The 18224-nt window shown below is 37.8% G+C and carries 18 protein-coding genes; 6 read left to right on the top strand and 12 right to left on the bottom strand.

The annotated features are described in order from the left end of the window. Window positions 1–20 precede the first annotated feature (20 nt). The 3 genes from ACQKIM_RS23140 to ACQKIM_RS23130 form a co-directional block, all read right to left on the bottom strand. Entirely contained in the window at window positions 21–5882 is a 5862-nt protein-coding gene (locus ACQKIM_RS23140) for a collagen binding domain-containing protein (RefSeq protein ID WP_427548491.1), read from the bottom strand. Window positions 5883–6359: 477 nt separating this feature from the next. Further along, window positions 6360–7679: an HD domain-containing protein gene (locus ACQKIM_RS23135; protein ID WP_427548516.1), complete on the bottom strand. Its 1320-nt coding sequence runs from the start codon at window positions 7677–7679 to the stop codon at window positions 6360–6362. 248 nt (window positions 7680–7927) lie between these two features. Then, on the bottom strand, window positions 7928–8152 hold the full coding sequence (locus tag ACQKIM_RS23130; RefSeq protein ID WP_049667962.1) for a DUF1450 domain-containing protein: 225 nt from the start codon (window positions 8150–8152) through the stop codon (window positions 7928–7930). 237 nt (window positions 8153–8389) lie between these two features. Between ACQKIM_RS23130 and ACQKIM_RS23125 the strand changes: the two genes are divergently transcribed. After that, on the top strand, window positions 8390–9037 hold the full coding sequence (locus ACQKIM_RS23125; RefSeq protein WP_427548489.1) for an RsfA family transcriptional regulator: 648 nt from the start codon (window positions 8390–8392) through the stop codon (window positions 9035–9037). A gap of 30 nt (window positions 9038–9067) precedes the next feature. On the opposite strand, the gene ACQKIM_RS23120 is transcribed toward ACQKIM_RS23125, so the two are convergent. Then, a complete protein-coding gene (locus ACQKIM_RS23120; RefSeq protein WP_427548487.1) occupies window positions 9068–9901 on the bottom strand; it encodes a lipoate--protein ligase family protein in 834 nt (277 codons plus the stop codon). A 156-nt stretch (window positions 9902–10057) separates the two neighbouring features. Between ACQKIM_RS23120 and hemQ the strand changes: the two genes are divergently transcribed. Then, window positions 10058–10807, top strand: coding sequence for a hydrogen peroxide-dependent heme synthase (gene hemQ, locus ACQKIM_RS23115; RefSeq protein WP_427548486.1), 750 nt, complete (start codon window positions 10058–10060; stop codon window positions 10805–10807). A 38-nt stretch (window positions 10808–10845) separates the two neighbouring features. On the opposite strand, the gene ACQKIM_RS23110 is transcribed toward hemQ, so the two are convergent. Both ACQKIM_RS23110 and ACQKIM_RS23105 read right to left on the bottom strand, forming a co-directional pair. Further along, complete coding sequence (locus ACQKIM_RS23110) at window positions 10846–11028, bottom strand: hypothetical protein (protein WP_427548484.1); 183 nt, start codon at window positions 11026–11028, stop codon at window positions 10846–10848. Between the two features lie 166 nt (window positions 11029–11194). Continuing rightward, window positions 11195–11365, bottom strand: coding sequence for a hypothetical protein (locus tag ACQKIM_RS23105; RefSeq protein WP_427548483.1), 171 nt, complete (start codon window positions 11363–11365; stop codon window positions 11195–11197). A 516-nt stretch (window positions 11366–11881) separates the two neighbouring features. Between ACQKIM_RS23105 and ACQKIM_RS23100 the strand changes: the two genes are divergently transcribed. Continuing rightward, window positions 11882–12265: a cell wall hydrolase gene (locus ACQKIM_RS23100; RefSeq protein WP_427548481.1), complete on the top strand. Its 384-nt coding sequence runs from the start codon at window positions 11882–11884 to the stop codon at window positions 12263–12265. Window positions 12266–12286: 21 nt separating this feature from the next. After that, a complete protein-coding gene (gerQ, locus tag ACQKIM_RS23095; protein WP_427548479.1) occupies window positions 12287–12619 on the top strand; it encodes a spore coat protein GerQ in 333 nt (110 codons plus the stop codon). Window positions 12620–12710: 91 nt separating this feature from the next. On the opposite strand, the gene ACQKIM_RS23090 is transcribed toward gerQ, so the two are convergent. From ACQKIM_RS23090 to ACQKIM_RS23070, 5 genes are all read right to left on the bottom strand, one after another. Further along, window positions 12711–13889, bottom strand: a complete 1179-nt coding sequence (locus ACQKIM_RS23090; RefSeq protein ID WP_427548477.1) for a M20 family metallopeptidase — start codon at window positions 13887–13889, stop codon at window positions 12711–12713. A gap of 225 nt (window positions 13890–14114) precedes the next feature. Next, window positions 14115–14495: a DUF423 domain-containing protein gene (locus tag ACQKIM_RS23085; protein ID WP_427548475.1), complete on the bottom strand. Its 381-nt coding sequence runs from the start codon at window positions 14493–14495 to the stop codon at window positions 14115–14117. Between the two features lie 26 nt (window positions 14496–14521). Beyond that, window positions 14522–14788 carry a YwdI family protein gene (locus tag ACQKIM_RS23080; protein WP_427548474.1) on the bottom strand — a complete coding sequence of 89 codons (267 nt, stop codon included), beginning with the start codon at window positions 14786–14788 and terminating at the stop codon, window positions 14522–14524. Beyond that, the gene (locus ACQKIM_RS23075; RefSeq protein WP_054770279.1) at window positions 14785–14964 is read right to left on the bottom strand and encodes a hypothetical protein; all 180 of its coding nucleotides are present in this window, start codon (window positions 14962–14964) and stop codon (window positions 14785–14787) included. Before ACQKIM_RS23075 ends, ACQKIM_RS23080 begins: the two co-directional genes overlap by 4 nt. Window positions 14965–15217: 253 nt before the next feature. Next, window positions 15218–15895 (bottom strand): uracil-DNA glycosylase, encoded by a 678-nt coding sequence (locus ACQKIM_RS23070; protein WP_427548472.1) that lies wholly within the window; start codon window positions 15893–15895, stop codon window positions 15218–15220. A 262-nt stretch (window positions 15896–16157) separates the two neighbouring features. Here ACQKIM_RS23070 and thiD point away from each other — a divergent pair, with 262 nt between their 5' ends. Then, on the top strand, window positions 16158–16988 hold the full coding sequence (gene thiD / locus ACQKIM_RS23065; protein ID WP_427548471.1) for a bifunctional hydroxymethylpyrimidine kinase/phosphomethylpyrimidine kinase: 831 nt from the start codon (window positions 16158–16160) through the stop codon (window positions 16986–16988). Window positions 16989–17038: 50 nt separating this feature from the next. Here the strand turns inward: thiD and ACQKIM_RS23060 are convergent, their stop codons facing one another. Next, window positions 17039–17590 carry an acyl-CoA thioesterase gene (locus tag ACQKIM_RS23060; RefSeq protein WP_427548469.1) on the bottom strand — a complete coding sequence of 184 codons (552 nt, stop codon included), beginning with the start codon at window positions 17588–17590 and terminating at the stop codon, window positions 17039–17041. A gap of 187 nt (window positions 17591–17777) precedes the next feature. Here ACQKIM_RS23060 and ACQKIM_RS23055 point away from each other — a divergent pair, with 187 nt between their 5' ends. Then, on the top strand, window positions 17778–18059 hold the full coding sequence (locus ACQKIM_RS23055) for a hypothetical protein (protein ID WP_427548467.1): 282 nt from the start codon (window positions 17778–17780) through the stop codon (window positions 18057–18059). Window positions 18060–18224 lie beyond the last annotated feature (165 nt).

Raw genomic sequence — 18224 nt, 5'->3', positions numbered from 1 at the left:
CGGGGGCTTCTTTTAAATAATTATTTGATATCAGCGTTGCGGCGACGTAAGAAGAATAATGCACCAAGAATAAGTGCTACACCAATCAGTGTAAGTGCAGTTTGATCTGCACCATCCGTCTGTGGTAGTTTACCTTGTGCTTTTAATTGATTTTCTAGTCGCTTTGCATCCGTTTTAATTTTGTCAATATCAAGAGATTCTGCAACATCTGACTGTTCCTCTTTTGTTAATAGACTATATTTATTGAGGAAATCCTTATACGCATCTAGCGTGTCTTTTGTTGCTTTAGTTGGATTATATGGCGGTAAGCTTTTCCCTTGATCAATGACATTTTGCACAGAAGGTTTAGATGCTTCTGTTTTTCCAGGAGTCGCTGAATTATTTGAATTCGTTGGTTCACCCGGCTTGCTTGGGTTTGTCGTTGGATTCGTTGGTTCACCCGGTTTGCCTGGGTTTGTTGTTGGATTCGTTGGTTCACCCGGCTTACCTGGGTTTGTTGTTGGATCCGTTGGTTCACCTGGTTTACCTGGGTTTGTTGTTGGATCCGTTGGTTCACCCGGTTTGCCTGGGTTTGTTGTTGGATCCGTTGGTTCACCCGGTTTGCCTGGGTTTGTTGTTGGATCCGTTGGTTCACCTGGTTTACCTGGGTTTGTTGTTGGATCCGTTGGTTTACCCGGTTTGCCTGGGTTTGTTGTTGGATCCGTTGGTTCACCCGGTTTTCCTGGGTTCGGTGTTGGATCAACTGGCTTGCCTGGATCTGGATTAGGCGGTATCCAGCCACCACCACCTGTATAAGATGGTTTTACTAATCCTGAACATACATTAGTTACAGTAATTGTACCTAATAACACATTACCTTCATACACATTGTAAATTCCTGGTTGAACTGTATAAGGAATTGTTCCCACACCTTGTTCATTCGTCTTACCAGAGGCAATCGTGTTATGATAAAAATCTTTAATTGTGAATGCTACATTTGAACGACCATTACCATATAAATCTTGAACTGTAAGTGTGAAAATTGGACATGCATTATATGGAATTTGCACAGTTGCTCCACAAATGTTATCCATATAGCTTACTGTAATATCGCCCAATTTAATACCAGCTTCATTATATACTACGTAATTTTGTCCTTGTTGTAGCTTCGTCTTATCTTCAAATACAATTTTACCTGCTGCATCTGTTTTGCCAGATGTCACTACTTCTCCAGCTTGGTTTTTAATCACGATTAAAACATTTGCACCAACTGGCTTAAGGTTATTATCATTAATTGTTAATGTGTAAACTGGACAAGAATTTTTCTGAACTTCACCTTTACAGCCATCTGTATACGTGACTTTCACTTCTCCAATTTTATCACCTTTTGCACCGCTATCAGTTTCTTCATAGACTGTGTACATACCTGGTTCTTGGTTTTGCGGTAACTTAATTTCACCGTTAGCATCTGTTTGACCAGTTGTCACAACATTTCCATTGCTATCTTCAATGATGACTTTCATATTTCCTTTCAAGCTACCATCTGTATCTTTTACTGTAATCGTGAAAATATCACATGCACGAGGTTTTTCAGCAGTATCCTTACAGTTGCCTGAATACGTTACATCAAATTCATCAAGTACTTTCCCTGATGCTGTAATGCTTACTTCATATTTACCAGAAGGCGTTGTTGCTGACGGGAATGTCACTTCACCGTTTTTACCAACCGTTGCAGTAAACGAATTATTCGTTGCTTTGTTGGTAATTGTTACTTCTGTGCCTTCAGCTAAAATACCATCCTCATCTTTCACTGTTAGCGTGAATACTGGACATGCTGGTAATGGTTGAACTGTTCCTTCACAGTCCGTATCAACTGTAAATCCGTTAATTTTCTCACCATTTTCATATACTTCATATTCACCAGATGGAAGATTCGTAATTGTTACTTTACCATCTACATCAGTGACACCATTAGGTTGTGGAACTACAGCATTTGGATTGTTTTTATCCTTAATTTCCACCGTTACACCTGGACGTGGTTTACCGTCTACATCATTTACAGTTAATGTAAACGTTTCACATGTTGGTGCCTGTGTGATTACAGCACCACAATTGCCATTTTGGTAGCTTATCGTTACATTTCCTAGGAAAACAGTACCTTCATAAAGTTTATACGTCCCTGACGGTGTTGTGGATGGAACAGTAAATTGACCATTGCCATCTGTTGTTGTAGTCGTAATAACTGTATTACTTGCATTTTTTAATGATACTGTCACGTTAGGACGTGGATTATTCTGCTCATCATTCACCGTAATTGTGAATATTGGACATGAGTTTGTTGGTTGTACTTCACCATGACATTGCCCGTTACCATATTTCACAAGAACAGTACCTAACTCTACATTTGTAATTGCATCTAATACCTTATATTGACCAGCTTGAACCTCTTTACCACCCGTTCCTGGTCGTTTAATATCAGATACTTGCCCTATAGCATTTGTAGTACCCGTGTATTTAGTAGCACCATTACTATCTACTAAATTAATAGCTTTATTAGCTACTACATTTCCGTCAATATCCTTCATAGTTAATGTGAATGCAGGACAGGCATTAGAAGTATCAACCTGTTCATTATTGACAAGTTCGATAACTTTTGTAGCATTGGCAGCTAACTTTGTATCAGTCGTTGCATCTAATTTAATTGTATAGTCATTCATTAGGGCATAGCCTGTTGGCTCATTTTTCTCTCTAACAATATAGTTTGCATAGTTAACATCTTCGAATATTACATTACCATTTGTATCAGATGTTGCAGTTGCCACAATATATGGTGATCCCTTTACCATTTTAACTAAATCAAATTCTACATCCGGTAATGGTTTTTTGATACCTGTTAATACGTTTAAGCCGACCTTATTAAATTTCAAGTTTCCTTTTGTTAACGAGAAATCTGCATCCGATGCACTAAAACTAAAGTTACCATTATATTTTGCTTCTTTTTCTTGGTTGTTTGCCGTTGCAAAGCCAAAGTTAATTTTTGCATCGTTGCTAAAAGGATCATTCTGTTTACCAAGTACAAGTGTTTGATATTGAATTTGATAACTTTCTTTATTTAATACACCAAAGTCAATTTCAAATCCGCCATTTGCTGTAAATGTAACTGTAAATCCTAAAGAAGCAGGCGTTGACCAACTTCCACTAGAAGAGATGCCTGTATCCTTATTCACGGCATTTTTTCTTACTTGAATTGTCTCTTTTAACAGCATTTGATTCCCCGATGGTACATCCTCAACTTTTACTTCACCTAATGTAGATAATGAACGATTGACATTTAGCGTCCACGTTAAACGCTCAGTAGTAGAGTTACTACCAGGAGCTGTTGTAGTCTGATTACTGTTAGAACTTGGATTACCTTTTTCAATTAATTTATTCGCATAGTTTACAGGAACAGGTACTGCAGGTAAATTGTAAACTTTCGGAATTCCACCTACATTTGTCGTAAAGGTTGCCGTGTTTGTATATGATTTGTTCTTGTCAGCTTTGTTACTAGACTCAATACCAATGATATTGTCAGAGTCCTTAGTTTGGTATTTAACAATATATACTTTGTTATTCGCAGCCCCTAAATCATTAGCTAAAGTAAGTGTAAAGCTTTTATTATCAGACGGAATATCTAATGAATATAAGCCAGCCGGTAAATCTGCACCTTCAGTACCATTTTCATCATTATCTGTAGTATCCAATGTAAATTCTTTTACCTTAAATGTACCTGGTACAATTACATGCCCTTCACCAATTACATCATGAAGCACTGCATTGTTAATGTTTTGCTTATTAATATTGACTTTAATATCCCAGTTAAACACTTGGTCAACGTAGTCATACTTACCTTGTTTACGACCGTTGTTAACTGAGTTTGATTCAGGTTTGTAGTGAGCTAATTTCTCAACACTATACGGTTTATCTGTTGTCCAGCTAGCAATTGCTTTATTGCCATAACCTTGCTCATGAACAGAACCATCTGGCAAAATTTCATAGGCCGTTTTATAAGTGATTGTTGCTGTTTGTCCCTTAGCCACTGTACCGCCAGTTAATGTAAAGCCATTGGCATCAATAGAAATATTCTGCCCTGTCATATTCGATACAGTAATATCAGAGGCATTTATTACACTGTCATTATTCGCATCCACTAGTGTATGCGGTGCATTGTGAGATCCCTCTGTAAATGTATCGGCAATTGTTAAACCAGTAATATCTTTTCCATCAGCAGTATCATTATCTGCCTTTACAGTAATTGTCCATGTGATTTCTTTTTTATTTGTATCCACTGTACGGGATTTTGTTAAGATTCCTTCTGTCAAGGTATGTGTAGCTGGTTTTGCTTGTGCTACAGAACCACTAATGACCGAGTTTGTCATCGTTGTTGCATTATTACTATAGAAATCATTTGGCAATTTTGCATCATATGTGATGCGATATGCTTTTGTAATAGAATTGTTAAATACTAGTGTAAAGCCATCTGTACGCCCACTATTTATAATAGGATTTACTTGATATTCTGTCGCATCAATTTCTGTGCCTGCTCCAGTAGCCGTACCTGTATCATTCACTGTCATTGCATATACTTTAATCGTATTTGTATCAATGACATGACCTGTTGGTAGCGTATCTTCTATCCAAGCGTCTGCTTGGTCAATCGCTGCTTGATTATAGTTGTAACGAACTTCCCATGAAGATATATAGTTATTGCTTGTTTTTGTGCCATCTAAACTTTTTTCTAATGCCTTACCATACGTAGTTGATGCTTTTTTAGTATCTGAATCTCCATAGGTAGGATCAGTTAATGTAATTGAATTCGAAAATTCTTTTGTTCCCTCTTGCTCTGCAATTGGTAAGTTCACTTTTGTTTGATATTTGATTTTATATGCATTTCTACCATCTAGCACAAGATCTTCGAAATTTTGGTTTGATTGTGTTCCTGTAGCTGTTGCTGCTACACCAGTTAAGCCCACTTCATACGTCTCAACTGTAACAGAATTTGGCACAATTACATGACCTGCTTTTGGTGTGTCTTTTATAGTTGCATTATTCAAATTTTTACCAGCTTTATTAACCCATACTTCCCAGTCAATAATACGGTCACCGTCATCAATTGTAACGCCTTTTGATTCCTTGGACACAATTTTTTCACCGCTAGTAGTTGGAAGGAATGTCAGTTTAACAATATCTGTTCCTCCACCAGCTAAAGGTATTTCTAAGTCCTGTTCTATATTATTGCCAAATAGATTAAAACCAGATGTAAAGTTCATCTCAAACCCAACATCATTAGAGCCTGCAATATCCTCAGATGGATCTTCAGTTATTGTAACAGTAACTTGGCTACCAGTTGTTTCCCATTTAAATGCTGGTGAAACAGCAGTTGAATTTTTTTGTCCATGGAATGCACCATTAAAATCTATTAACGAGGCTGGCAATGAGTAGGTGAAAAAATCCCCAGTCTTCACATCACCTGGCAAATCAACCTTGAAAATAAATTTTCCATTTGCTTGTTGATTTTGTGCTAACTCCGTTGTAAATGCTGGTGGTACTACATTAGTACCATTAATTTTTAATTCAAATACCTCTAATCGTGCTGAGGCAGTTAAATCTACAGGAGGTAATGGTGCTGCTAACGGCATTATCAATGATTGAACTTCATCCTCCGGAGCCGTCACTTCAGCGGTATCTCCACTTGTTACATTTGGGTCATCTCCCTCGCCACCAGAACCAGTTCCAGCATCTCCGCTAGATTCAGATGGAGGTGTCACAGGAGGTTGGCCCTCGTCTGCAAACACTGAAATTGGTGAAAGCACTGTTTGAAAGACTAGTAGCAATATAATTATTGCTATATTAAATTTCTTCATGTTTCTCTCCTTTTCTAAGTTCAGAGAGATACCTGTTGGTGTTTGCTGACGACGTTGCATCCTTTCATTATGTTGGAAAGGAATGCCACAAACATTAGGCTGGTCTCTCTTTCCTTCATTTAAGTTGTCGTCAAGGGTAAATACATCCTACACGTCTTGGTAATCATGATGACCAATGTGTCCTTGTACAGCTACTTGTATCAATTTTACTAACACTGTGATGCCTTTTAAAATGGGCCTCACCCCCTTTAGGGTTTTAGTCTCATTATAAAAAGCGCTACTGAACAAATTCTAAACAATTCCATATTTTTCATTTACATAATTCCAAATAAATCTATTTTTTTCCAAATATATTGATTTTTATGCAAAAATAAAAACAGTAAACAATCACTCGAGTTGGGTTTGTTCACTGCTCTCATTACAAATATAGGTAAAAATAAAAATAGATATACAAAATTTATACATTTTAAATTTATTCTAGGATTTATTTTTCCCTTTTCCTTTTAACAACTTTAAAATTTCTTTCTTTACCGTAGCATGTGTCTGATCATTCTCTAAAAAATCTAAAGGGAAATATATTTTATGATCTCGTTTCATACGACCAGAAATGGAATCGACGATAATCGATTCACGTGACAGCTCTCGTAACTCTCCGGTTTTCATTTCTAAAAAAATCGGAACTCGCACTTCTTCCTCACCTGGTCGATAAAAATCATATGGTAAATCTGCTGTCGTATCGTGGACAAGATAATATTCTGGATCTAACTCCGCTTGCTTGAAAAGCTTTTGTAGTTTTTGATATTTGTCCAACTCTACCCCTGGATCTAAATCAATGTACTGGAATAGCTTACGATTCACAAAACGGCGACTTAAATCACTTAAGATAGCATCATCTTCTTGCATCCAAAGTTGAAAATATGTAAAAAGAATGCTTTCATCTAACGCAAGATAGTCCTCAAGCGTAATAGAATTGCGGAAAAATGCTTTAAAATGTGTAGGTTCGTGCTTAAAATAATAGCTATCTAAGCTTAATTGCTTGGCTCGCTTTAAAATATTATTTAAAATAACCTCTGCACTTCGAGAAACAGGATGAAAATAAATTTGCAGGTACATTTGATAGCGGCTCATAATATAATCTTCCACTGCATGCATACCAGTTGCCTTAATAACCACTTGATTTTTTCGTGGGCGCATAACTCTTAAGATTCGCTCCATATCAAAATGGCCGTAGCTGACGCCAGTGAAATAGGCATCACGCTGTAGGTAATCCATACGATCAGCATCAATTTGACTGGATATTAGGCTGACGACTTGCTTATTTGGATAGGTTTTTTCAATGACTTGAGATACTTTCTCTGGGAAATCAGCAGCAACTTTCTTTAAGACTGCATTAACTTCCGTATTACCCAGTAAAATTTGTCTTGTATAAAATTCATGGTCTAGCTCAAAGACATTTTCAAAAGCATGTGAAAATGGTCCATGTCCTAGATCATGTAATAGGGCTGCACAAAGCACAAGAAGTCGTTCTTCTTCGTCCCACTCTGGACGACCAGCAAATATATCATCTACTATACGACGTACAATCTCATAAACACCAAGTGAATGACTAAAGCGGCTGTGCTCCGCCCCATGGAATACTAAAAATGTTGTACCTAGCTGACGAATTCTACGTAATCGTTGAAATTCTCTCGTCCCCACTAAATCCCAAATCACCTGATCCCGTACATGCACATAGCGATGCACTGGGTCCTTAAATACTTTCTCCTCTTGCAATTTAGCTTTTGCATAATGTGTCATTTGTACAGCACCCCCGTTTCGTATTTGTTCTATTATATGCGATAAATATTGGACTAGCATACATATTTCTCTTACTTTATAGAGACTATCAACCTAAATCATTGGAAATTCGTAAAAAATTAGATTTCTATTGACCTAATAAAAATGCTAATTTATATTTAATTGCTCTCTCAAGATTATAAATACCTAAACATCTTAAAGAAAACAAAAACTATCCTCAACAAGTGAAGATAGCATGTTTGTTTTACTTATTTCTTTAATTTTGCCAATACCTTTTCCATAAGCTCTTCTTCCGTTAAGGCTGCAACAGGGCGGCTATTCACAAAGGTAAATGTTTTTTTACGTCCTGGGCCACAATAGGAATGACAGCCGATTTCGATGGTTGCATCAGGATCGATTTCCTTTAATTTTGGAATTAACGTTTTTAAGTTAACGGCCTGACATTCATCGCAAACTTTAAATTCGTTTGCCATTTTGTCAACAACCCTTTCTATATAGTATTTTTTCATTCAAAACTTCACTTTTATTGAACGCATGACCTTCACATATTTAAGTATGCAGCATGCGTACAAACCTACATCGGGTATTGTATCGCACTTTTCACCTTGTATTCAAGCATAATTCCTTCCACATAGATGAATAAAAGGTTAAAAGATTGGTCATGCTAGTCTTAAATAAAGAAGTTCCAAATAAAGGTGGGAGGATTTTATATGAGTAAAGTAAGACAAGATGCTTGGTTACAAGAAAATGATGAATTATTAGCAGAGGCGGTCATTCGCCACGTAACAGAGGGTAGTACACAGTTAAATGCTTTTGAAGAAGCAGGGGATGCGTTAAATCGTACTGCCGCTGCCTGTGGTTTTCGTTGGAATGCTGTTGTTCGCAAGGAATATGAGGAGCAATTAGCTGAAGCGAAAAAAGAAAGAAAAGAGAGAATGCGAGTGTTGGGTGCACCAGCAAGACGACGTGCCTCTAGTATGTTTACAGTCAATAGCAGTGCCGCAGAGGGTAAATCCATTCCGTTATCTGCACTATCTCTTGATATTGTCATAGCCTACTTACTACGTTTACAGCATTCTGGTGAGCTAGGTAATGAGTCTACAAAATGGAGACAGCTAGTACATGTAACATCTGAGAAAAATAAAAAACTAGAAAAAACCATTACTCAGTTAGAAGAAGAGAATAGAGCAATTCGCAAAGATTACGAGCAATTTGTACAAATTATGAACCGCGCTAGACGACTTGTAACACTAGATGAAGAGGAAGAACGAATTGCACCTGTTTTCAAAATGGAGAAAAACGGAAATCTTGTTGTAAGCAGCTCTAATTATCAAGAAAATGGCGATGCGCTTAGTTAGCAGCATCGCTTTTTCCTTTGTTGCTTCTATTTATTTAGGTGCGAGCATTTTCGTATTGCGCTCTAATATTCGTTGTAAATAGAATGCATATAACGGAAGTTCCTCATCATGAAAAGATTCAAATCGTATTTCTTCAGTCATACTATGAATAAGCTGCTGTAATCGAATGATTACTGCTTCCACCGTTAAAGTTGCATCAACAAGCTCTGACAGTGAAGCCATTACACTAGGGTCAATGCTAGGATACGTAAATTTTGTTTCCTCTCCCTGTAAACTTTTCTCATAAAAATCTCGAATAAGCGCTGCTCGTTCAGAACCGCTTCCTTCAATACATAGATAAATTTGCACAGCTACTCCTTGACGTAAGCGCCTTTGCGAAATACCTGCAAATTTCTTCCCATCAATACTTAAATCATAGGAACCTGGGCAATAGGAACCTATAATTTCATAGGCTTCAATTCTATCTGCTACCTCAGGCAATAATCCTTTGATTAGGGCAACCATTACATCATAGCCATCATTGATGCTTAATGCTTCTGTTTGTTCAGATAAAACGATTGAAATATTTAATACTCCTGCATCTAGGACTACTGCTAAACCTCCCGAATTACGTACGATAGGTTGATAGGCATGTGCTTTGAGTAACTCCATTCCCTGTTGTACATAAGGTAAGCGATGATCCTGAATACCAAGGACAACGGATGCATCATGTACCCATGTACGAATAGTTGGCGGAGAAGCTAATTGTCCCACTAACTGACATAAAGTATCATCCGTTGCAAAGGATTCAAGTGGCGATCTTTGTTTTGCACTAATGGATTGATCGTAAAAACGCCAAATTGGCTGTTGTAAAATACTATTCATGCTTAGAGCTCCTCTATTTACATCTCTTCTCTTAAGCATACATAATCTGTGGAAGGTGTCAAATTCGTGAAATACAATCATGAATTTAGGGATTTTGTACAAACTATGATAAACTAAAATTGAATGTTATTCACTTATAAAGGAGTGTTTTCAATAATGAATGAAGCAGCAATTACTTTAGATGGTTGGTATGCTTTACATGATTTCCGCTCAATCGACTGGGCATCTTGGAAACTCGTTTCTGCTGAAGAACGTCAAGCAGCAGTAGAAGAATTCGTCACATATTTAGAAAAATTAAACGAAGCAGATATCGCTAAAACAGGTGCTCATGCCTTTTATGCAATCGTTGGTCAAAAAGCTGACTTTATGATTATGACATTGCGTGAAACAATGGATGAGCTACAAGAGCTTGAAGCTGATTTTAATAAATTAGCAATTGCTGATTTTACAATTCCTACATATTCTTATGTATCTGTTGTAGAGCTTTCCAACTATTTAGCTGGCGAATCAAACGAAGATCCATATCAAAATCTACATGTACGCGCACGCCTATATCCTGAGCTTCCACGCTCTAAATATGTATGCTTCTATCCAATGGATAAACGTCGTCAGGGCAATGATAACTGGTATATGCTTTCAATGGATGAGCGTAAATCATTAATGCGTTCTCACGGTATGATTGGTCGTGGCTATGCTGGTAAAGTAAAACAAATCATCACCGGTTCTGTTGGCTTCGATGATCATGAATGGGGCGTAACATTATTCGCAGACGACGTATTACAATTTAAAAAATTAGTATACGAAATGCGCTTCGATGAAGTTTCTGCTCGTTACGGGGAGTTCGGTGCATTCTTCGTTGGTAACCTTCTCGATAACGAAAAACTAGTGAAATTCTTAACAGTCTAATCCTAAAAAATGCGAGCCCTAAAATGGACTCGCATTTTTTAAAATTCATTTTCTTCACTTGCTTCTGATTCCAATATTAAAATAATGGTATGAATAAAAAAACCAGTTAGAATCATTAGGAAAACTAAATACCAGTTATATGGTTGATGGTAAAATTCTGCTATACCTACAGCTATGAATGCACTTACGATAATTGCTACAAACATACCAAAAATACGCATTGTAACACTCCTTCATGAAAGCAAAAAATATTTTTCCATTTTAGTATGTCATTGTTTATTTTCAATATACTTGTCATACAAAAGTTTTTATCTTTTCAATAACAAAAATAAGAAAGTGTCACCTTTACTACGATGACACTTTCTTATTTTCATATTACTTTAACCCTCAGGATCTTTCATCCTTCACCTTTAATATCAATATAATCGTATTGATAAAAAAACCAATAACGATGATTAAAATAAAAAGATACCAATGGAGTGGCTGTCCGTAAAAATCACCTAATAAAAACGCCAGCACAGCACTCAATAAAATACCAAACCAAACACCAATCTCCATTTCCTGTCACCTCACATGTATTCAATACACATGCAACTTTTATCTTGATTCAGCAAATGTTTTTGTATCTAAAACATAGCGGCAGATGTTTTGCGCGTAAACGTAGCGGCAGCGGCAGATACAGAAGACTCCCACCTCTATAAATGGTAAGATGATGCGACGTTCTCCCTATTCAGCGGTGTACAAATCATCGCTGAGTCAAGATAAAGCCCCCTGCGGATGAGCGAGCTCAAAAAAAATCCGGACGCAATTACGCTGGGGCGTAAATGATCTCATGTTCCCTATATATTAGCTATTCTCTATTTACCCAATTTTTTTAAAAAATATCTAAGGTTTTAAATGATCTTACCCTATTTTTTTACAGACTACTCGTTATGACTAATATATGCTTACTAACTTTGAAATGTGATGATCTTTATCATGAAAATAAACATGTCTACAATGCCTCCATGCATATACTGTCTGCGAGGAGGAATGTAAATCGCTGTTATAAAGACCAATGATGCACAAACAGCAATGCTTGCAAGGCTTATGCGTGCTGAGGCAGAAGGTGAAGGAGAATTAGGTATGCTGATGGTTGGCAACGTAGGCGTCAACCGCGTACGAGGGGATTGCCTAGATTTTGGAGATATTCGTACAATTGAACAAATGGTTTATCAGCGTCCAGGAGGCTTCGAGGCAACACAAAAGGGTTACTTTTATCAACGAGCACGTGATCTAGATATTCGTTTAGCAAAACGAGTGATTCAAGGTGAACGGTTCCATCCTGCAACCCGCTCCCTCTGGTTTTTTAGACCTGAAGGAGCTTGTCCAGCACAATGGTATGGTCAATGGAACACAGGAAGATATAAATCGCATTGCTTTTTCTCACCAACTGAGGAAGACTGTCCACAAATTTAAAAGAAAGAAGGTTGATTATCGATGATGCCATATTATTGGACACCGACAACGCAACAAATGCCCCCACAAGTAACAATTCCAAGTAGCGGACGACCACCTGGACGGGAAGAGTCCTATATTGAAAATATTTTGCGTTTGAATCGTGGAAAACCAGCTACCTTCCATTTCTCTTTTGAGCATGCTATTGAGCAAGGAAAAAACACTAAAACTGTGCGGGGTGTAGTTGAAGCTGCTGGTCGAGATCATGTAATTATACGTGAGCTTAAATCAAATCATCGCTTTCTCTTCCCTATGATTTACTTTGATTTTGCTGAATATGATGAAGAGATGTCCTATTTTAATCAGAATCCATAATTCATTGCTTATCTAGCTAATAATAGTCTGTTGTTATTATTGATACTTACTAAAAATGGCATGTTAGGAACATTCCTATCATGCCATTTGACTATTCATTTTTCTGTAAGTATTGTAAAGTTGCTTTTCCTAAAGTTTTGGCAGCAATTAGCATCGCACGTTCATCAAAATCAAAGCGTGCATGATGATGTGGATATGCTTCTTCCCACTCAGGCTTTTTAGCACCTGTAAAGAAAAATGTACCTGGTACTTTTTCTAGGTAATAGCCAAAATCTTCACCAATCATAAATGGTGGGCATGTTATGACATTTTCTACTCCTGGTACATCATTTGCAAGCTGTGCAATAAATGCTGTCTCCTCCACATGATTGTAAACAGGCGGATAACCCCTTGTATAGCAATAGTCATAGCTTGCACCAAAGGTTTGGCAAGTTGCCTTTAATACACACTCCAGTTCATCCTCCATCTGCTGTCGCACCTGCTCATCAAATGTACGGACTGTTCCTGCAAGCACTACTCGGTCAGCAATCACATTGAAAGGATTTATGGCCTCAAAATGGCCAAGCGTTAACACTGCTGATTTTAATGGATCTATTCGACGGGAAATAAGCTGCTGCGCATTTACAACAAATTGTGATCCAAGCACAACTGCATCAATAGAATGATGTGGTTCTGCCCCATGACCGCCTTTACCCTGAATCGTAATTTCCACTTTATCGGCAGCAGCCATAATCGCTCCACCTCTTACCAACAGATCTCCTATTGGTGTGGGCGCCCACAAATGTGTACCGAAAATAACATCTACTCCATCCAGACAGCCATCCTCTATCATAGGCTTTGCTCCACCTGGGGCAATCTCCTCTGCATGCTGATGAATAAATACTACATTTCCTACAATTTCCTCTTTAATCGCATTTAATGCCTTCGCAAGTCCTAATAATGTTGCTGTATGACCATCATGACCACAGGCATGCATTTTACCATCTATTTTAGATTTATATGGAATCTCATTTTCTTCTTGGATGGCTAATGCATCGAAATCAGCTCGTAACGCCACCGTCTTACCTGGCTTCCCACCACGTAATGTCGCAACAACACCACTCTCTCCTACCTGCTCACGAACATCATGCCCTAATGCACGATGATAGGCTGCTATATATGCTGGTGTTTCCACCTCTTCAAAGGATAATTCCGGATACTCATGTAAATGTCGACGAATGGCAACCATTTCATCAAAATTATGATCAAGTAATGTAAATAATTTATCCATAATTCCACAATCCTCACTTTCTCAAACTCGAACTCTTTTGGTAATAATAGTGTACTATAAATCCTTACAAAAACAATAGGAATTAAAATGAAGATTGATAGAATAATTTTTTTGAGCTTTCAATAGTTGCTATAACTAAAAACCCCCTCACAAATAATGCGAAGGAGTAAAGTGTTTAATTTTTCATTCTGCATAAGCGAGAAGTTGAATCACTGCTCAAAAATTTTATCGAGCATGTTTAAGAGCAGTTAAGATAATGAGCACCCACCCTGCTAAAAATAGTACACCGCCAATTGGGGTAATAGCTCCTAATACTTTAATGCCGCTGATGGCTAATATATATAAACTGCCTGAAAAGAAGACAATACCGAGGTTAAAGAAAATACCAGCTAAATTTAATTGCTTTACCTCACCTAATAATTTTGAGCTCATTAATAAGCCAATAACAAGCAAGCCTGTCGCATGAAACATTTGGTATTGTACGGCTGTCTCCCAAATACCCCGACCATAATCATCTAAAACTTCCTTTAACGCATGTGCACCAAACGCACCGAATGCTACTGCTAAAAAGCCATGAAGTGCACCTGTCACGATAAATTTTTTCATGTTATTCTCCCTGCCTTTAATAATGGTTAAAAATCAAAAATTGAATCACCATTTGCTCCGTCTTCTTCTTCAATTTTTGCTGTGTATAAACTTGATGGCTTTGGCTCAGATACTAACATTTGTGGTATATGCTTAGACTGTGCTTTTGATATGCCCTCAGCTGAGTCTAATACTACATCACATAATGCTCGAATCGCAGTTAAGGCTTCTCGAATTTGTTGCTCATTTCCAGCATTCTTCACACCTGATAATTGCTTTTCAAGTTGTTGAATAACGGCTTGATAAGGAATCATTGCATTCTCCCACTTTCTGCTTTGGGTACAAATTTTAAACAGTCCATGCCAGAGGATTGTTTTACGACAACGGATGGTATTTGCTTTGTTTTAAAGCCATATGCCGCACAGGCACGTGGCGTTTGCGGGTCCCATGTTACTTTAAAATGTTGACATTTGAAACAATTCACCTTCATCGTTGCCCCTCACTTTCTTCTATAAGTAACTGTATCACGAATCTAATAGTGTATCAATTTCGCCTTGGTGTAATTGCGTCCGGATTTTGAATTGTGCCTGCACAATTCATTCCTTTGAAAATCCGTGACATCCGCCGGAGGCTTATCTTCATTCAGGTTTGGACACCCACATGAAAAGGAACCAAAACGACATTCATTTCACCACTTGAAGAGGTGGGAGTCTGCTGAATGAAGATAAACGATTTGTGCCAATCTATGCTAGACACCAATCAATAGGCTGCTCTCCCCATTCTAGTAGCTGTGCATTAATCTTAGAATATGGTTTACTACCAAAAAAACCTCTATAGGCACTAAGTGGACTTGGATGAGGTGCCTCTAAAATAACATGAGGTGTTGAATATTTACGAATCAATGGTTTTTTTCGTTGTGCCGGCTTGCCCCACAACACAAAAATAATAGGCTCTGATCTTGCTGCTAATTTATCGATCACAGCATCCGTAAATTGTTCCCATCCTTGTTCTTTATGGGAGTTTGCTTGACCTGCCCGAACAGTTAAAACTGTGTTCAATAACATGACACCCTGCTGCGCCCATTTCGTTAATGTGCCATGTTGAGGAATCGGACAACCCTCATCGTCTTGTAATTCTTGCAGCATATTACGTAAACTAGGCGGATGTGGAATTCCCGGCTTTACTGAGAAACTCAATCCATGTGCTTGATTTGGACCATGATAAGGATCTTGACCTAATATAACAACCTTCACATCACGATAAGCTGTTGTATTAAAGGCATTCATGACATCATTCATAGGTGGATAAATTGTTTGTGTTGAATATTCATGTGCTACAAAATGTCGTAGTTTTTTATAGTATGCTTTTTCCATTTCTTCTGCTAGTATTGCTTGCCAGTCATTCGGGAATACTTGTTTCATCTTTTATAAGCCCCTTTCTCTTCTTTCAACGGTACAAAAAAATAATGTTGAATTCAAGTATCAGATCAATTATGCATCGATATAATTGCGGCTTGGGGCTTTAGCCAGAGTTCCTCTAAATCGGCGAATGTTTGAACATCAGCTGAAAAAGATTCGAACTGACCCTGTAAAAATATAGCATTCTGGCTATTTTTATAGAATCAGAATCAGACTATACTAGATGGTAATTTTAAAACTTTCAACTATAAAGGAGATCTTTCACATGACTCTTAAAAAAACTTTAACCATTGCTGGTTCAGATACTTCAGGCGGTGCAGGGATGCAAGCTGATTTAAAAACATTTCAGGAACACGGAACATATGGCATGGTGGCATTAACAGTAATTGTTACGATGGATCCAAATGGTTGGACACATAACGTCACACCATTACCAACAGAACTTCTGCAAAAACAAATTGAAACGGCGCTATCAACAGGCATCGATGCTATTAAAACAGGGATGCTGTCAACTGAAGAAATTATTCGTATTGCTGGAAATGCTATCGCGAAATCGGGTACATCCAATGTTGTCATTGACCCTGTAATGGTCTGTAAAGGCGAGGATGAAGTATTAAACCCTGGTAACACAGACGCCATGATTCAATATCTATTGCCACTAGCTGCGGTCACAACCCCTAACTTATTTGAAGCTGGACAATTAGCTGGAACAGGTACACCAAAAACGATAGAAGAGATGAAAGCAGCAGCTCGTAAAATTCATGAGCTAGGTGCTAAGGCTATTGTCATTAAAGGTGGAAAAGCGTTAGCCACTGAAAAAGCAACGGATTTATTCTTTGATGGTGAGAAGTTCTATTTATTAGAATCTGAAAAAGTGGCTTCCACTTATAATCATGGTGCAGGCTGTACATTTGCGGCCTCTGTAACCGCAAACCTTGCAAATGGTCTTTCAGTAAAAGAAGCAGTCATAGAGGCAAAAGAGTTTGTATCTGCTGCAATTGCTCATGGCTGGGCTTTAAATGACTATGTTGGACCAGTGATGCACGGTGCAAAATCACGTTTTGGCGCACCTGATGTAACGGTGACAGAACTATAAATGAAAAGGCATCTGATTAGCAAAGGCTTACTAATCGGATGCCTATTTTTTCACATATAATAGTTTTCCATCATTTCGAGCCGATAATCCCATGGATCATTCATTGAAATAAACTGAGCTAACGCTTTACTTTCTTTTTTCCGCTCTGCGCGTGCCTTTGCTCGTTCTGCGGCAGTTTCATGTAGCTTTGTCTCCTCCACTGTTTCAGGAATAACGCGAGGCACCGGTGCGGGTTTATTATTTTCATCTAAAGCTACAAATGTTAATAATGCCGTTGCTGCAACCTTCCGCTCCCCCGTTTTTAAATTTTCGGAAATAACCTTTACGAACACCTCCATAGAAGACGTTCCTGTCCATGTTACATAGGATTCAAAATAAACAGAATCCGTTGGGCGAATTGGATAAAGGAAGTCAACTGAATCTGTTGAGGCTGTTACACAATCCCTACGACTATGCTTTGCAGCAGATATAGAGGCCACTTGGTCAATATCACTCATTAATCGACCACCAAATAGTGTATTATGATTGTTAACGTCGTTTGGAAACACTCGACTTGTACGCATAACTCTGGATTCTTTACAATATTTAAAGCCCTTATTCACAACAATTCCCCCTCAAAACATAGGTTTATTTCTACTATAATGCTCTATTCTTCTAGAAAAATCAATTAAATTATTAGAAAATTACAAATCCTTAATAAGGAATTTTAGCCTCCAATGTGAAAAATGAAGGACAAGTTACGCTACCGCTTTCTCCACCATATATTAGCTGTATATGGGAGGGAGATAAATGAAAAAGCATAAATATGAAGGAACGAATGAAGAATCTGGTTTATTAGCAGGAGAAATAACCTCCTCTAAAGTTGAAGTAATTGCTTCAATTGTTTTAACACTCGGTTATTCATTATCAACCCTCGCCACAATATTAGCGTTACAGGAGGAAGAGGAATTGGCTCAAGAAAAGACATCAAAGGCACAGGATCAAAATTTACAGTTTAGGCAAATGTATAAACAATTACAGAATGTTAATAATCGTTTAGATTCCATCGAACGAAAGCTCAACAGATATTAAAGATACATATTTCCAATCCTTCAGCCACTTTTAAAAAGCCGCGATTCTCTGTTATGGAGAATTGCGGCTTTTCATGTTGTTGAAATACTATTATGTCAATGACATCAAGGTGACAAATTAAAAAGTATAGTCCTTTTTCAAAACGAGGGGTTGATCTCCGTTCCG

Origin of the sequence: Lysinibacillus sp. NPDC047702, from assembly GCF_050272555.1 — a bacterium.
In the GTDB taxonomy this organism is placed as follows: Bacteria; Bacillota; Bacilli; order Bacillales_A; family Planococcaceae; genus Lysinibacillus.
This window is presented reverse-complemented; position numbering and strand designations above follow the sequence as displayed.

Coding starts and splice junctions, on each gene's coding strand:
- ACQKIM_RS23130 (WP_049667962.1), bottom strand. CDS start 8,152: ATGGCAAACGAATTTAAAGTTTGCGATGAATGTCAGGCCGTTAACTTA.
- hemQ (WP_427548486.1), top strand. CDS start 10,058: ATGAATGAAGCAGCAATTACTTTAGATGGTTGGTATGCTTTACATGAT.
- ACQKIM_RS23125 (WP_427548489.1), top strand. CDS start 8,390: ATGAGTAAAGTAAGACAAGATGCTTGGTTACAAGAAAATGATGAATTA.
- gerQ (WP_427548479.1), top strand. CDS start 12,287: ATGATGCCATATTATTGGACACCGACAACGCAACAAATGCCCCCACAA.
- ACQKIM_RS23120 (WP_427548487.1), bottom strand. CDS start 9,901: ATGAATAGTATTTTACAACAGCCAATTTGGCGTTTTTACGATCAATCC.
- ACQKIM_RS23100 (WP_427548481.1), top strand. CDS start 11,882: ATGCTTGCAAGGCTTATGCGTGCTGAGGCAGAAGGTGAAGGAGAATTA.
- ACQKIM_RS23055 (WP_427548467.1), top strand. CDS start 17,778: ATGAAAAAGCATAAATATGAAGGAACGAATGAAGAATCTGGTTTATTA.
- ACQKIM_RS23110 (WP_427548484.1), bottom strand. CDS start 11,028: ATGCGTATTTTTGGTATGTTTGTAGCAATTATCGTAAGTGCATTCATA.
- ACQKIM_RS23090 (WP_427548477.1), bottom strand. CDS start 13,889: ATGGATAAATTATTTACATTACTTGATCATAATTTTGATGAAATGGTT.
- ACQKIM_RS23075 (WP_054770279.1), bottom strand. CDS start 14,964: ATGAAGGTGAATTGTTTCAAATGTCAACATTTTAAAGTAACATGGGAC.
- thiD (WP_427548471.1), top strand. CDS start 16,158: ATGACTCTTAAAAAAACTTTAACCATTGCTGGTTCAGATACTTCAGGC.
- ACQKIM_RS23140 (WP_427548491.1), bottom strand. CDS start 5,882: ATGAAGAAATTTAATATAGCAATAATTATATTGCTACTAGTCTTTCAA.
- ACQKIM_RS23070 (WP_427548472.1), bottom strand. CDS start 15,895: ATGAAACAAGTATTCCCGAATGACTGGCAAGCAATACTAGCAGAAGAA.
- ACQKIM_RS23080 (WP_427548474.1), bottom strand. CDS start 14,788: ATGATTCCTTATCAAGCCGTTATTCAACAACTTGAAAAGCAATTATCA.
- ACQKIM_RS23085 (WP_427548475.1), bottom strand. CDS start 14,495: ATGAAAAAATTTATCGTGACAGGTGCACTTCATGGCTTTTTAGCAGTA.
- ACQKIM_RS23135 (WP_427548516.1), bottom strand. CDS start 7,679: ATGACACATTATGCAAAAGCTAAATTGCAAGAGGAGAAAGTATTTAAG.
- ACQKIM_RS23105 (WP_427548483.1), bottom strand. CDS start 11,365: ATGGAGATTGGTGTTTGGTTTGGTATTTTATTGAGTGCTGTGCTGGCG.